At 61.6% G+C, this 15,413-nt stretch carries 9 protein-coding genes and 1 pseudogene; 4 read left to right on the top strand and 6 right to left on the bottom strand.

What is annotated here, in order from left to right; translation table 11 throughout:
* The first annotated feature begins 230 nt into the window (after positions 1-230).
* Positions 231-3,770 (top strand): hypothetical protein, encoded by a 3,540-nt coding sequence (locus NQV17_RS26125; protein ID WP_257774462.1) that lies wholly within the window; start codon positions 231-233, stop codon positions 3,768-3,770.
* Positions 3,771-4,186: 416 nt separating this feature from the next.
* Here the strand turns inward: NQV17_RS26125 and NQV17_RS26120 are convergent, their stop codons facing one another.
* A complete protein-coding gene (locus tag NQV17_RS26120) occupies positions 4,187-5,332 on the bottom strand; it encodes a hypothetical protein (RefSeq protein ID WP_257774461.1) in 1,146 nt (381 codons plus the stop codon).
* A 268-nt stretch (positions 5,333-5,600) separates the two neighbouring features.
* Between NQV17_RS26120 and NQV17_RS26115 the strand changes: the two genes are divergently transcribed.
* Positions 5,601-6,518 (top strand): type III effector protein, encoded by a 918-nt coding sequence (locus tag NQV17_RS26115; RefSeq protein WP_257774460.1) that lies wholly within the window; start codon positions 5,601-5,603, stop codon positions 6,516-6,518.
* A 316-nt stretch (positions 6,519-6,834) separates the two neighbouring features.
* On the top strand, positions 6,835-8,544 hold the full coding sequence (locus NQV17_RS26110) for a hypothetical protein (RefSeq protein ID WP_257774459.1): 1,710 nt from the start codon (positions 6,835-6,837) through the stop codon (positions 8,542-8,544).
* Between the two features lie 494 nt (positions 8,545-9,038).
* On the opposite strand, the gene NQV17_RS26105 is transcribed toward NQV17_RS26110, so the two are convergent.
* The 5 genes and pseudogenes from NQV17_RS26105 to NQV17_RS26080 all read right to left on the bottom strand — a co-directional run bounded on the left by NQV17_RS26105 (position 9,039) and on the right by NQV17_RS26080 (position 14,249).
* Positions 9,039-9,326: a DNA-binding transcriptional regulator gene (locus tag NQV17_RS26105; protein WP_257774578.1), complete on the bottom strand. Its 288-nt coding sequence runs from the start codon at positions 9,324-9,326 to the stop codon at positions 9,039-9,041.
* A 494-nt stretch (positions 9,327-9,820) separates the two neighbouring features.
* Positions 9,821-10,228, bottom strand: a complete 408-nt coding sequence (locus tag NQV17_RS26095) for a hypothetical protein (RefSeq protein WP_257774458.1) — start codon at positions 10,226-10,228, stop codon at positions 9,821-9,823.
* 780 nt (positions 10,229-11,008) lie between these two features.
* Positions 11,009-11,164: pseudogene (locus NQV17_RS26090) on the bottom strand (helix-turn-helix domain-containing protein); the annotation flags it as partial.
* A gap of 89 nt (positions 11,165-11,253) precedes the next feature.
* Entirely contained in the window at positions 11,254-12,987 is a 1,734-nt protein-coding gene (locus NQV17_RS26085; protein ID WP_257774457.1) for an ATP-binding protein, read from the bottom strand.
* Positions 12,984-14,249, bottom strand: a complete 1,266-nt coding sequence (locus NQV17_RS26080) for an SIR2 family protein (protein WP_257774456.1) — start codon at positions 14,247-14,249, stop codon at positions 12,984-12,986. The genes NQV17_RS26085 and NQV17_RS26080 overlap by 4 nt, the downstream gene beginning before the upstream one ends.
* 734 nt (positions 14,250-14,983) lie before the next feature.
* Between NQV17_RS26080 and NQV17_RS26075 the strand changes: the two genes are divergently transcribed.
* Positions 14,984-15,413: RNA polymerase sigma factor region1.1 domain-containing protein (locus tag NQV17_RS26075; protein WP_308237112.1), on the top strand; the 430-nt coding region annotated here is incomplete at its 3' end.

Below are 15,413 nucleotides of genomic sequence, written 5' to 3'. Positions count from 1 at the left end.
GGTGATCGGGATGCGTCCCCCCGCGGCGCATCCGCAGGTGTCGAACGGCACAACGTCGTCCGTCCGCCGCGTTTTCGTTGCAGAAAAACACGCCGCGCATCGACGAACGTATCGCGCGTGCCCATGACTCCACGCAGGAGCGGAGGTTTCGCCGCGGTCGACAAGGCTTCGTCGCCTGGCTGTTCATGTCATACGCAGTCCAGATAATCGGTGGAATCGGAGGAGGATACATGCGGCTCACCAACATGATCAGGAATACGGCGTCGATGTTGCGCGGCACGCCGCGCGCGTCGACGACAGTTGCGCCGGCGGCCAGTCCCGCTGCATCGACGGGAGCGGGCGTGCAGCCATCGCAACGATCGTCTCCAGGCGCGCGTGCGGGTGCAAAGGCCGGCTTCGCGGCGACGCGCGAGCGTTTCAAAAGCATGCTCGGGTTCGGCCGTCCGCCGTATGCGACGCGCGATGCTCCGGCCGATCGCCGGGCGCTGGTGGAAACCGAATGGCGTCTGCCGTTTGCGCGCGCGAACAAGTTCGGCCGACCGTTTCCGGCGCACGACGTGCGCATTGCCGCGCAGACACCAGCTCGTCCCGTCGATCCGCCCGGTGACTGGAGCGAGGCAGGCAGGACCAGGCCAGCGCCGGGTTCGAGCGCGTCGGCCCAGAATCGCGCGGCGAAGGCGCACCGGATGCTGGCGAAGGCGGTCGGCAAGTTCACGGAGAAGCGCAAGGGCGAATCGTCGGATGCGGCCTCGACGCGCACAACGAGACGGCCGCGCGATGCGGCCGAACTCGAGCATTGGCTGGACCATCGCGAAGGGCTGGATAGCTGGGTGCGGGAGTATTTCAGTGCGGACGGCAGAAGCGGGGCGGGCGGTGCGAGCGAGGCCAACGACGCCAGTGACGCAGGGCACGTGAATGAAGCCAACGGCGGAAGCCCTGTCGGCGAGATGGAAAGCACCGACAACGACGCAAATCCAGCGCTCACCTCCAACCGACACACGTCGTCCGCGGATCAAGTCACCGCGCTATCCGCGTTGCTCGCGCAAGTGGTGCAGGCGACGGATGCCGCGCGCGGAGTCACGGGCGAATCCTCCTCTGCGCAGGTTGATCCATCCGCTATGGACAGCACGCACCGCTTTGCGCCATCGCTCATGCTCGGCTATGCCGTGCTCTCCGCGCTCGGCGCGAACGAACCGGCGCGCGCGGTAGCGGCATTGCAGGCATTGCCGGAGATCGTGAACATCGAAGGGATCGTGCAGCGGGCCGCGACGTTCGACCTGAATGCCGTGCGTCCGTCCGTCACGACGACGGCGGAGCAGCCGCAACAGAATGGCGATCCCGTTCAGGGAGGCAACGGGAGTGAATCGCCGGTCGACGAAATCACGGCGGAGCCCGACGGCAACGTTCGCGCGACAGACCAGCTCAACCGCACGTCGTCTACCGTTCCCGTCAACCAGGCGCACGCGGATGCATGGCGCATCGCTCGTGCGCTCGCGAACACGCACCTGGGCTTCGACATGCTGAAGAAACTCACGGGCAGCGCTGCATCGACGGCCGACAGTGCGACCGCACTCGCGGTGCTGCAAGCGTGGACCGCGTTGCCCGAGGGGCACGCCGATCTCGATGCGGCGCTCGCCGCCGCGCACGCCACGACCGACGACAAAGGCAATCTCGCTGCGCGCGTGCTGCGTGCCGTGTCGGGCTCTGCGCAGCCGCGCGACGCAGCTGCGCTTTTCGCGTGGCGCCAGGGCTTTCGAAGCGACGCGCCGGGTAGTCCGTTAAAGCAGGCGCAGACGCGGCTGCATCGTTTCGTGACGCGCGGGATGTTGCGGCTCGACAAGGGCAACTGGTTCTTTCAGCGCATGTTCGGCAAGAAGAAGTCGGCGTTGCGCGGCTTGATGCTCGGTTCGTCGGGCGCTGCGCTCGCGTCCTACACGAAGGAGGCGGCCCGTTATGCGGATGCGCTCAAGACGGCCAGCGCGACTTTGGCCGCATCGCTGCGCAGCCCGCGTCTCGCGACAGGCGCACCGGATGGGGAAGAGACGCGCGCGCGCGAAGCTGCGGCCGCTGCACTGGAGGCGATTGCCGCCAGGCCGGCGACGCATATTGGCGACCTTGAACTGGACGAAGCAATGATGGCAGCGATGGAAAATCGCGAGCCGGAGATGAGCGTCGCGCAACACGACGACGCGCCAGCACTGCTCGATGCCGGTGCATTGCGCGAATGTGCGAAGCGCTTTCATGTGCATCGATGGGAAGCGGTAAAGGCCGCGCTAGAGCACGTCGACAAGGTCGGCGAGGCGAAGGCGATCAAGCCCGAGCGCCTGGGCCGTGAGGAAATCAGAAGCGTGATGCGCCAGGTGATCACCGACCTGCAGCAGTCGACGCAGGTGGCTTTCGCGGATGGCGGGCGTTTCGGCTTCAGCACGCGCGGTCTTTCGCTGTCGGTCAACCGTGGGCCGCATCAGCACCTGCCGGTCGGGGGCGAACTCACGCTAGCCCATTACCACACCCGCAGGGCCGTCGTGACCCTGCAGCGCAATAACGTGGGCTTCGATATCTTTATCGGCACCGAACATGGCAAGCGCTCGGTGGGGAGGCTTGGCGCGCGCATCGGCTACAGCAAGCACATGAGCTGGCTTGGCGGCTTGCGGCTGGGCGGTTCGCTGCGCCTCACGCCCTTCGATCGCGAGCAGCGCGAGCCGCGCGGCGTGCTGATCCGCGTCGCGCGCGAGCGTCTCACTGACGAGAATCTCGACTGGGTCGCGATGAAGTACGACGATGCGCGCACCACCGAAACCGTACTCGACATGGTCGATTTTCTGTTCGAGGAAGCGCGCGAACCGGTGCGTGACAAGGGGGCCGAAGCGCCCCTGTTCGAGCGCCTTGCCGCACGCATCGGCGAGCGCACGGATATCTCGATCGGCTGGCAGGACGGCCGGACGAAGGCAACGCGCCAGGGCATTCATGCATCGGCGGGCGCGTCGGTGACCGCGCCGAGTTCGTCGGTCCGTGGCTCCTACGGCCTTGACGGCAATGTGACGGTGGATCTGAACAGCCGCAACGAAACGGCCGTCAACGAAGACACCGGTTCGATCCGCTACGACCGTCGCGCCGTGACGCAGAGCATGCGCGTCTCCGTGCAGGGCACGGCAGGCGCGAGTCCGGGCTGGCACAAGGGCGAACTGACGGGCGGCCTGCCGGGTGCGTCGCCACTGGGTGTCGGCGGCGCACGGCCCGAGCGGCTCGTGGCCGCGCGCGTGATGCTGCCGGAGCGCGAAGGGCGGCTTCTGAATCGCGGCTGCTACGCGGACCAGCAGTTTGCGTCGTTCAATGCGTTTGCGGCGGCCGTCGAGAGTTCGCGCGAGGAATGGATCGAGATGTATTGTCACACGCACGGCTGCGACTATCCCGAGGCGGCTGCGAAGCTCAAACATGACCTCACGATGATGAAGGCCCATCAACGCGTCAATCACACCTTCCTCGTGCGCCGCCGGCTGAAGCCGGCGCAGGCGCGGCGCGGCGACGTCTATCGCGCGCTCGAACGCATGCATGACGCCGCCGCCCACGCCGCGCCCGGCAAGGGCGAAGACTGGTCGCGTCCGCTCGACGCGATGTTGCGCGAGCGCGCGTCGTGGCTGCCGGAACGCATTGCCGTGAGCGAAGTGACGGGGCGTGTGCGCAGCACACCGGGCTTGCGCCTGCCGATCGGCGGCGTCGCATCGGAGAGCGTGCTCGCGCAACGCGAGCTGATGCGCTCGAAAGCGTGAGCGCTGGGGCATCTGGTGTGGATCAGATGATGGACGAGGTCGACAATCATCGTCGCAGCGGAAATCGCAAAGCGCGCGGATCTGATGTGGACACGCACGTCGACGGATACCGCGCTCGTGCTGAACTTCGCCACTCTATCGGGTGCGGCACGTGATCGTCTCGACCAGATGGTGAGGCGACCGCACCTGGGCGATTCGTCGAGCCCCGCAGACATTGCTGCTGAAAGTCGCAAATGGAATGCGTCACCCCTTCCCGCTTGAATGTCTCGTCGTACGTCGCCATGAAAGGCACGCCAAAGATTGGATTTGCAACCAGCGTTCGGTGTGCAGTTCATTGCGGCGGTTTTCTAGTACGGAAGCGAAGCCGGACCCTTCGAGATGACGACGTTCGGGCGCGGCTCGCAGCCGCAGCCGGTTTATCCGCGGGCACGCGCAGACAGCGCCTGCAGCGCGCTTTCATAGGCGGCCTGCAGTTCTAGAATCGCCGGCCGGCTACCAGCCCCGTTCGCTTCGAGGCGCCGCTTCTTGAGCCTGTAGCGCAGCGTCACCAGTTCCAGCGTCGCGCGGTCCTCCGGGATTTCAAGTACGGCATGCCACGGACGGTGGGCCGCTGTTGCACCTGCGTGTCCGCTGACGGCTGCCGGTTCGTACGCATGCACGCTTCCGTGCCACGGCGCGGCGGGTAGCCATGTCGGCGCCGCCTGCATGTAGCCACGGTGCGACTGGACGAAGAATGGCCGCGTCGCGCTTGGATAGAGACCGAAGTGCAGCGTGTGAAAACGTCCGTTGAAATGGAAGCCGACGTGCATCTGCTTGCCGTTAGGGCCGTCGCCGAAACCGTACGTAAAGCCGATCCGGCTGTTCGCGCCGACAACCCGGCTTTGACAGGAAGGCGCCAGCCAATCCGGCAAAAGCGGTTGCCAGGGCCTCGGCCGCGTATAGGCCGTATAGCCCTGAGGCGAGAAGACAGGGCTGCCTGCCGGATACGTATGCTGCGCGCTCCAGTGATATGGCGTGTAGTAAGGCGCTGCCAGGTGCGGGCTCCAATGCGATTGCGGCATACAGGAATAGGGCGCGTAGGCCGGCGCGAGATACGGGCCGAAGTGGGGTGCCGGATAGGGATATCGATACGGTTGCGCGGTGCCGGCGCTATTTTGGGGTTGTCGGGCGACGCCGTGCCCGCCATTGGGTGCAGTCTGCTCCACGTGCGCGGCCGGCGACGTTTGAGCCGGACGCTCCGCCGCATCGCGGCCGAGCAAGGACGTAACCCGCGGCACGGGCGGCGCGTCCTGGTCTTCCTGGAAGCGCCGCGAAAACGCCGCGACGCGATCGGTCAGATCGCTGCGCGAGGACGTGCGTCGCAGCAGCGCGCTGACGGGCGTGCCATGGGTGCGCCTGTGTAAAGCGGATGTGCTGCCCGGACCGTGCTGCGTGCCGGCTTCGAGCGTGCGCGAAGGGCGCGCGGGCTGACGATCGGGCGCGGCCACGTGATTGTGCGCCGGCTGGTTGTCGGGCCGCTCGATGGGCGAAATGAACGGATGGGACGAGATTCTATCGGGCATCGGATGCTCCTGTACCGGAGGATCGCGCATGTGCGAGGCCGTGACGGCCCTGCGCCGGCTCGCGCGGATAGGCGCAGCATAGAGTCATACGAGCAGGATCTGTCGCGGGCGCGGCGATACGCTGACGCCTGTAGCGAAACTTCGCGATGACTTCGCTGCGGTCGCCGCGGCTTCGCGGCGTTCGCGCGCGGACACGAACGCGAGTGGGTAACGTCGCTTCATCGACACAGCGATCCGATTGCAGCCGGACACGGTAAAGCGAGCTCCGATGACATTAGCGAACGAACCGAGCGCACAGGCGCTTCTCGACACAATCAGGCAGCGCGTGGCCGATGCCGCCCGCGTTCCGGGACTCGCCGCACGGCACGAGGCGATCTTCGATGTGGTCCCCGCGCTGAAGGCACGGATCGACGGGGCATTCACGGACGGGGCCCCCGACGCCCAGGAAGCCACCGCGTGCCTGCGCGAAGTTTTCGAGGCGTTCAAGCGGGTCCACGCGATTGCGCGTCTGCCTTATTCGCCGCGGCTCGATGCGCGTTATCCGTATCGCGACGAGACGTTGAATCCGGTCTTCATCGTCGAGTTGCGCGATCCGACACAGGCGTCAAGTGAGCGGGCAACATCACGCATCGAGGCCGTGATGCCTTACGTCGACGCTGCATTGAGCGAGCAGAACCGTGGGGACGCTTATCGAAACACCTTACATTGTCGACCGATCGAGCCCGACGACCTGCGCGATCCACGCGAACACGTGCTGGTGGGCGAGCGCGGTGCATTTGCCGCGCGGCACATCCATCGTGGCGAGTGCATCGGCGTGTATGGCGGACGGCTCATGAGCGCCGCGATGTTCTTCACCTGCGTGGAGGACTCGTTCGTGATCTGCGCGAACTCGGGCAACTCGGTTGCCTTTGTCGACGGAGAGAACGTGCTGGCGATGGCGAACACGTCGCTCGCCTACGATGCAGACGGCATCCCCATCGCACAGGCGGAGCACGGCTACAACCTCGAAGCCGCATCGTTCGATGCGAGATCTCGCTGCGGCCGATGCTTCTCCATCCGCGCGTTCTTTGCGACCGAAGATATCGAATTGGGTGCCGAGTTGCGGTGGAACTACCGCTATTCGCCGGAACTCGTTCGACATGTTTTCGGAGAGGCTTATCGCCGGAAGGACCTGCACGCGGGCTGATTGCCCGAGGTGACACGCCCTGGAAGCGCTTGATCGCGCGCCTGGCGTGGTGCGCAGTCAATGAGATCAATGGCCTGCAAGCCAGGCGCTCGGCCAAAGGCGGTCCAAGGCAACAGTCTGGCCGAAGCAAGACAGACGAGTGCTTCCCGGTTGCTGGCGTCGAATGTTTTCCGCATTCCGCAGGCACCCGAGGACGCTCTATTTGTTCGTCTCGGGGGATTCCCTTTCGCCGGATACGGCCGCAGCAGATGCATCCGGGGCCCACACTCGAGCGGCACCACGAGAACGGCGCGCTCCGGCGCGAACTACCACTGCGATGAAACTCACCATTCCCAGCTATGCCGAACCGGCCGGCGAAAATTCACCCTCGCCAGACAGGGAGCGTAGCGCGTCGCCGCCATCGCCGAAGCGGCGACGCCTCGCGTCGGGAAGCCTGCAGTTGCTCGAGCTTGCCGGTGTTCCCAGGCTGGAGACCGTGCAAGGGGAGGCGAATCGCCCGCGCGTGCAGTTACCCGGATCAAGCGCGCGACGGAGCGAACTGCCCGCCCGACTCAGTCCGTCGCTGGAGGCGAAATTCGGCCTCGAAATCGAGATTCCGAGCGTCGACGTGTCGGCGGGCGTCAGTGACGCGCTTCGCCGCGGCGTCATTCTTCTGGACCGTCCTCATTGGAAACTGGAGTGCGATGACAACGGCGGCGGCAAGTACGACCTGGAGTTCGTAACGAATCCGCTTGCGAGCGAAGACGATGTGCGCGCAGCTGTACGAGAGATTACCGCGCTAACGGCAGCGATTCGCTCGCGGGCGCTCGCCGGCGATATGACCGTTCGACTGCAAGACGTCGTGAGCGACGCCAAGGTCGACGCCGTCTTGCAGTTGAATGATCCGCACATGCCCGGACGCTTACAAGCTACGTATGGCGTCGGCCTGGATCATGTGGGGATGCTCATCGATGAACTGTTGCCGAAGAAACAGGCAGAGGGGATCCATGAGCACACGAAGGCGGTTGCCGACTTTTACGCGGCGCGCACCGGTGAGCCCTTGCCATCCAAAGCGTGCGCCTTCGTCCGGCTCATCAGTATGTACCTCGCGCGCGCACAAGCGAAGCTCCCCGCGGACGGTACGGTACACATCTTCTTTCGCATAATGGCGCGCAGCGACTTTTGTGCCGCGTTCTCCAAACTGCTATCGCCTCACGAGCAGGCGGCCTTGCGCACCCTCCTTGTGCCGTCGAAGGACTCGTCTACGAGAGTTCCGATGATGATGGAAGCGCTGCACATGAGCGACCCGGATCAGTTGGTGTTCGCAAAGCCCTATAACCTGGCGGACCGAAACCCTAAGCCCCGGCAAGCTGGCCCGACCATTAAGGCGTGGTTGACGTCGATCATAGAGGGGCGGCAGGAGGGACCCTGGCAGAAGGATTTGCTGTCGCCGCCGGTCGGGTATCCGTTGCATAGTGGAGACCTGTCTACCGACTACGGGATGGGCGCGATGGGGGTCGACGAGCGTAACGGGCTCATCCTGTTCGAAATTCGCGGCGCGCCGTATCGGCCCCGGCACGTGACGATGAACGGGCAACTGGCGCGCGCCGCTGACAACGAACTCAGACGTGCGGGAAGGCACAACCCCGCATTGAAGACCTCGATGCGAGGGCCCGTCGCGAGTGCCAAGTACGACGCACTGCGTGGAGCCGAAGAGGCCTATGCTGGCCTCCGCAATTCCGCACGAACGATTGAAGAGCGGGCTGCGACGCTGGATACGGCTGGCTGGAAGTACTTGGGGCGGTACTTTGAGACCCAGTTGACCATGCTCACAAAGGCGCGCACGGCGATTTCCGCGCGTAGCCAGTCATCCTGGGCGCCGCGCCTGAGCCAAACGATGGACGAACTCCAAAAAGCAGCTCATGAAGTTCTACAAACGGGCAACGACGGGAAGCTGCAGGATCTCGTTGCAAAGCTCGAGCCGTTCAAGCTCGCGCTCGCGCAGTATGAGGACGTGCTTTGGAAGGCTGGTGCCAGACACAATTGAATTCTCGATTCCCGCAGAAGAAAATCGGCCGAACGTGTTGGTAGCGCTGTTCGCGGTGTAATCGCAATGGTGATGAAGGGGGGTGCCATAGGCTCGCAGCTGCTCAACTTCTTCATCCATCGCTTGGTGAACGATAGGACCTCTTCCTCGTCGACAACACCATCTCTACGTTGGACTCTTTATCATGCAGTCTCATCCCTGGGCTGTCCCAGGGGCGCTGCGTGGTCACGGGAACCCCCTTTGAGCTTCCGATGGTCATCCAGGTGGACGCTTCCCAAGCGACCAGCAACCAGCCAGCGAGGGCGTTGATCTTGTAAAGTTATGGTGCGAAGCGCCGGCGGACATGGCCTGATACATGGACCGGGGAAGGGCGGCGATGCAATTCGCTGCGGTTAATGGGAGACGGTCCCGCCGTTTCCGGGCGGGCGCGGGATGGGACCGATGTGCTGGAGTCCGGTATCCGATCGGATTGCCTGCGCGGCACGATGCAGAGGTCAGCCGGCCGGCCGGAGATCCTTCAGTGCTTCAGGATGTTGCACGGCGACACGCAGCAGCGTCTGCGCTGCACCGGTCGGATTGTGGCGGCCCTGTTCCCACTGTTGGCAGGTACGCACCGATACACCAAGCAGGCCGGCAAACTCTGACTGCGCCATGCCAACTTTGGCGCGCGCACTGGAGGCTTCCGTCGGCTGTACGCGCGTCACGCGGCCAGCGACGCCAGCCTTCATTTGGCGGACTGATTCCAGCAGTTCCGCTTGAAACTGTTCAATGTCTTTATCCACGATCGATTTCCTCCGAAGTTGATTAAGAAAGCTCGTCGACAGGTTGTCGAACTTCGCTTTCGTGGACGCGATCAGTAGCCAAATTTCGCCGTCATCGAGCAGGTTGTAGTAGATGACGCGCGAACCGCCGCGTTTCCCCATCCCGGCGCGCGACCAGCGCACTTTGCGCAGCCCCGACGTGCCGGGAATCACATCGCCGCGAGAGGATTGTCCGCGAGCCAGTTGATGAATGCTCTCGCTCGTCGTTGCGCCAGATTTCATCTGCATACCGCTAAAAGACCGGGGTTTCGATGACGGTGTAGATCATGCAACACGCGGATCGCACAGAAGCCGGCCTGAGCGAGCCCATGTGCTCCAATGTAGGCGCGTATCTGTAGCGCGAGCCGGATTGCCTCACCATCGCCACTGTATTCGTCGTCTCGAACGATCTCTTCGCCGGGTAGACCCAATTCGGTACCCGCTGCCCAAGCCCATGCAGTGGCTTCTGGGTCCGATCATTGGATGACTGCACGGTAAAGAGGATCGTCGGGATACACGCCTGCCTCGTCGACGATCTTCGGCATTTCGCCCTGACTTGCGTAGAGGTTTCCGTTCATAAGTGATCGGAAGCTACGTGGTGTAATTGCGAGATGTCCCGCCTCGTGCAAAATCGTCGAAATCCGGCATGCAGGATCGACATATAGCTCACCGTGCGCGATACGGCATCCTTTGGAGAACCCGGTCGCGCCGTCTTCGTATCGAGCTGGAACGCCGATTTCGTTGAGGAATTGCATCACTCTGTCACGCGTTTCAGGAGCGTCAATTTGATAGTCCGGTGGCAAGCTGGTCCGCATCAGGGCTTCTCTACCAAAGAGTGGGTTTGTTCGTGAGTTCCGCGGGGGGAAACCGTCGTGCGGCGTCATGGTTCCTCGTTGAATGTGCTCACCTGATCCGTATTCTAGCCGGGAGATTCCCCTGTCAAGCGAGCCAGGCCCCATTCCCGACAGTCCCCAACCCGTGTCGCGGGTCTATATCGGTCCGCCGCCAGGCATTGCGTTGCGATCGATTGCGGGCACCCGACGAGGCTTACGCGAACGCGCCGTGATGTGCGACAGATGAGGTCACTCTCGGTCATCGATTGCGTCCGCAAATTCGGGTTGCAGACGCAAACGTGGACCTTCTCGAACGCGGAAGCTAGGTTACGAAATCTAGCACTTACGTCGCAGCGACCCAGCTCATGACCAAACGGCGCGGGAAGCATTTCGCCTGCATCGAGTTTAGGTACATATCAGATCTATTGTGATAAGAAGGGTTATCAATATAGATATCAAACGACTCATCTTTTGTGGCATCGATCCTAGGATGACGGCGGTCGCACGCATAGGCAGAAGATGAACAACGCGAGGGCGAGCGCAGGGTCCTTAAGGCGGGCGAGGGCCGATGGGCGGCAACTGCGTATGTGGCCGCTAGCAGCTGGCTGCGGGGTCGGCTATCGACCATGGGCAACCGGAGTTGACCATCGCAACACGAACGTGCTGACGTGCGGGGAGCCTACTCGTTGAGGCCGCTGAACAACGGCCGAAGCAGACGTTCCTTCAAAGGTACGGCGATGAGGCGCCATGAACACATACACGCGGTCTCCCTAACCCGGCACACCACGAGATCCTAATCGCGTGATCACAGCCGCCATGCTGGCCGCTGGCTCACGACACAGGTCCGAACCGTTCCCGATAGTCGCTCGGGCTGACTTGCTGAACGCGTGCAAACGTCCGTCGCATGGTTTCTTCCGATCCAAACCCGCAACGCGCTGCGATGCGTTTGATCGGCAGTCGCGTCTCAATGAGCATCTGTCGTGCAGCCGATGGTAGCGAAAGCGTGGTCCCGCACGTATCGTCCGACATTGCGCCATGTTGAACGCCACGCCGAATCGCCATGTCATACCAAGTGTTCAAGCGCCCCGACTCCAAAGCCTCTGGAAACTCGGGCCATCGGACTTAGGTGGTTGAGACGGCGGGATGATCTGAACTGTGACAGGAATCGGGAAATCGACACCGACGAGCGCTACTTCCCCCTGTTTGAGATTCGGGATAAACGCGGCAGCGGACCTGTCGATTTCGCCACATGCCCGCTCAACGACTTCTCTGTCGCGATCGTTAGTCAGACGATGAACCAGTAACGTTCCCATCTGGCTGAGGACTCCTTCCGTTATGTCTCGGGGGCGTTGCGTCGCAAGGCAGACGTTGAGGCCGTATTTCCGGCCTTCTTTTGCAATAAGCTCGAACGCATCGAGGTTCATCGCGTAATCTTCAGTGCCAACTGACTTGCCAAGGAAATTATGAGCTTCGTCTAGGACAACAAGGATAGGACGCTCACGGAACTCTTCACGTCGCGCCTTTAGAAGCAGCATACGGCCAATCGCGTTTGTGATTACCTCTCGCGCACTGAACTCGTAACCGATCGAACTAAGGCACAACCGGAAGATCGTTTTGTTTTCGTCCGAGAAGAAGGAGTTGAGTGCATCCGAAAGCATCAATGTACCCGGTGACGGACGAAACACGCAGACCATCGACGACGAGTTAACTACCCCGATGATACGGGTCAGCAGCGACGAACAGTACGACAGTTCATTCGAAGGCGCGCCCCATGCCTCAGAGCCATTTGTTGCATCCGGGTAGCAACATTCCTGCACTATCTGGCGGTGCAGGACGGTAACGTCGAACGGCTGATTTGGATCGTCCACCAGAGCCGCGTTGTTCCCCTCGTTCAGCGCTTGGCGATACGCGGCCTTGGGTTGATTGATTTTTCTGACAATACCGTTTGTGGCGATGGTGGGGACCAGGCGGGCGAGCCGAAGGCTTTTCATTGCCTCCCGTAACTTCGGTCCCTGCGTCTTTCCCGAGGGCTGAAAAAGAGCAATTAGATCGCCCTCCGAAAAATCCGTGGGCGGGATGCTCACCTCCCTGGAGCCATTTGCGATATGGATAGGCGTTCCCACGTGACAGTGAAACATGTCGTTGCCTAAAAGCGATCGATATTCACTCGTTGCGTCCAGAAGGATTACCTTGGACTTGTATCGGCGGCATTCCTCCAGAATTCGGGCAGTGGTCCAGCTTTTTCCACCGCCAGTAGATCCAAGGATCGCGCAGTGTCGCCCGAACAATTTTTCCGGCGTTACAGCGATTGAAAATCCCGATTCTCCGGACACCAGCCCCAGATTCAAGGAAACAGCGGGCGGATCCGTATCGAGTCCCGCGTCGGTCAGATCCGGGATTCGGGCGACAAATGCACCCGGTGCGGAAAAGACTCGATCGCCAAGTCTCGGATATGTAGCTATACCCGCCTGAATTCTCAACGTAACAGCGTGCACGGAGCCCAAAAGCCGGATAAAACCGATCGCATCGACGTGACGTGATCCTTCGAAATCCTGCGTTATCTCGGTGCGATCACGGTCGGGAAGAGAGACTTCCGTGAGGCGGCCCAAGAGAAGCCCTTGCTGTGCCTCAATCAACACCAGTTCGCCAACTTCTCCGCGGCCGTAGCGCTGGGAACGAATGTACTGGCCGCCGACGTCCCCGGCATGGGCGAGATTGACTTTGACCGACTGAGCCTGCACGCTCGACACAACGCCCACTCGCAGTTCGGCGCGAAGCGCCCCGTATTTCCCCAAATCGTCGCCTGTCATGTACGCACTCCTACTCTGCGAACGGCCTCAGCAAGCTGTTCGGCAGGCGAGACGGCACGAAGCGACGGAATTATGTCGACGACGTCGGCGAACGAGCCGCCAATGAAATGAATATCAAATCCACGCGCGGCCAGATCCGCAAACCGGTGCCAGTAAGGGCTCGACCCGTGATACCCCTCGTTATGGACATGTTCGATACAGCGATGGTCTGTCAGAATCAGTTTGAGGCTTGGGTTTGCCTGCACCGCCGAGTAAATAGGCTCGGAAAGGTGATCATCATTGAAGCCGAACCCAGCGGTAATCAGGCAAGTGTTCGGCTGGCGCAAAAAGTCTAGGAAGCGCGATAAAAGCTCCAGATGCGGCTGCAAGAACGCCTGCTGGTATTTCCCCTTGGCCGGATAAATCAGGCAGGCCTTATCGGCCGTCGGGCTGGCGACTTCGAAGACCTCATTGCCATCGCGCTGCCAGCTAACAGACCCGTGTAGCTTGTGGAGATGAAAGACTCCTTCCACAAAGTCCTGCCGCTCCGCGTCGCGACGCACTACGTCATAACTGAAGTGCCGGCCGTCGAATCGGCGATTGCGCGTGTAGGAGAAGCCATCTATGACTGTGATTCCGAGATCCGAGGCAGCCGCCTCGAAGCACATGTCGTAGTTGGTCGTGAACACTTTCAGGCGCGGATCACGTACCCTCCGACGCGCGAGCTTCTGCAACAGATACCGGTAAGCCGAAATATCCGATCCCGCTTTGGTGAGAAACACGCTGCACAGTTCGAGTATCTGAGCCTTCACGCCGGTGACGAACGACTGAACCTCCGCATCGACCGAGAATGAAAGATAGGCATCACACTGGGACAGAAAATGCTCGATGTTGGGGTTCTCGCGTTCACCATAGCGGATCTTGCTGCAGACCTGCTCCCCTTGCGCAGATAGCTGTTTTCCACTGGCATCGGTGCACATTGCGCTCGTCCACAATTTCCACATGCTTGGGCCGTTTGCCGCACCAAGCGAAGTGCCGCTTCCCGCGAAAAAGCCTAGATTGGTGTACTGCAGTGCTCCTGACAACAAATCGGTCACCGACTGCCGGTTTTCTGCAATCTGGGTGCGCGCATCCGTTTCCAAATTTTCGATCTGATGGATCACTCGATATGCGGTTTCTGAGAGCGCCTTCCATCTCGCATCGCCGGGTCGGCGGTGAACCAGTATTCCGCTGTAATCCGCAGCGAGCGGTTCTGGAACAACCCGTTCCACCGTGTCATTCATTTTGCCCCCGTTGGTCCGTCATTCTTCTGTTAGTTGCCTGACCTATCGAAACAGGTAGCCCTCACATGTGCGTCATTGTCGATCGTTTCAGTAAAGCGATCCAACCAACGATCGACGGCAGATATGACATCACTTTTTCGGTGACTCGAACAGGCGATTTCTCATGCCGCTCAGCTATTGCGAAAATCTTCTCGTGCTTGGAGATCTTCCCGGGATACCTGCCGGATCAACTCCCGTGGAGCCCGTCGTCGTGCTTGCGAAAAACTTAGCGGCAACAATGCGCCGCGGCTGTAACTGTGCTGAACGAGCAAAATCCCGTCTGCCTGCTCGATGCAACTACGTCGGCAGTCTGCCATATTCCTGTCGTAGAAACCAACCCGTCCCACTGTTGATTGGGCGAGGACTGGCCGAGCGACATGACTGCTGCAACGGCCGTTGAATCTTGGAAGCCACCGTTCCGGGGGCGCGGCATCGAAAGGCAGTTTTGGGTTGACACACGCATTCACTGGCAGAGATAGGGCGACGACTGCTACGCCCTTGTCACGGCTGGAGCGGGTTACACCGGTAAAGAGAATGGAAATCCAAGCCCCCGTGTTGCACCGCACAATACATTCCGGTACCATTCACGCCCCCCACAAGCTGCGCATACGGATTTCGCACGAGGCATCCCGCCCTCGACTATCTGTGCGTACACGATTCCGTTCGCATCCCGGCAGGCAACCCATTCTGGCGTCATGCTCGCGACGATCGTCGGCTCATCTGTCGAGGAGCATGTATTGGCAATTTCTGATCGGAACGATTCCACATCCCCTGAAATCACAGCCACGGCAAAAGCCGGCCGCCGTGTGTCAAAGGGAAAGGCCCAGGCCCTGACACCGACGGACGTCGCGTCACTGGCACGTCAGAATGAGGAGCGCCAGCACCAGATGCGCGCGTTGATCGCGCTCGGTCGCGAGCGCGGCTATCTCGCCCACGCGGACATCAACGATCACCTGCCCGACAACTTTGCCCAAACGGCGGCGATGGACACTATCGTCAGCACGTTCAGCGACATGGGCGTGGCCGTGTACGAACAAGCGCCGGACGCCGAAGCGCTCCTGTTGACCGACGCCGCGCCGGCCGTGGCATCCGACGATCAGGCGGACGAGGAGGCGGAAGCTGCGT

This window comes from Burkholderia sp. SCN-KJ, assembly GCF_024656005.1.
GTDB lineage: Bacteria > Pseudomonadota > Gammaproteobacteria > Burkholderiales > Burkholderiaceae > Burkholderia.
This window is presented reverse-complemented; position numbering and strand designations above follow the sequence as displayed.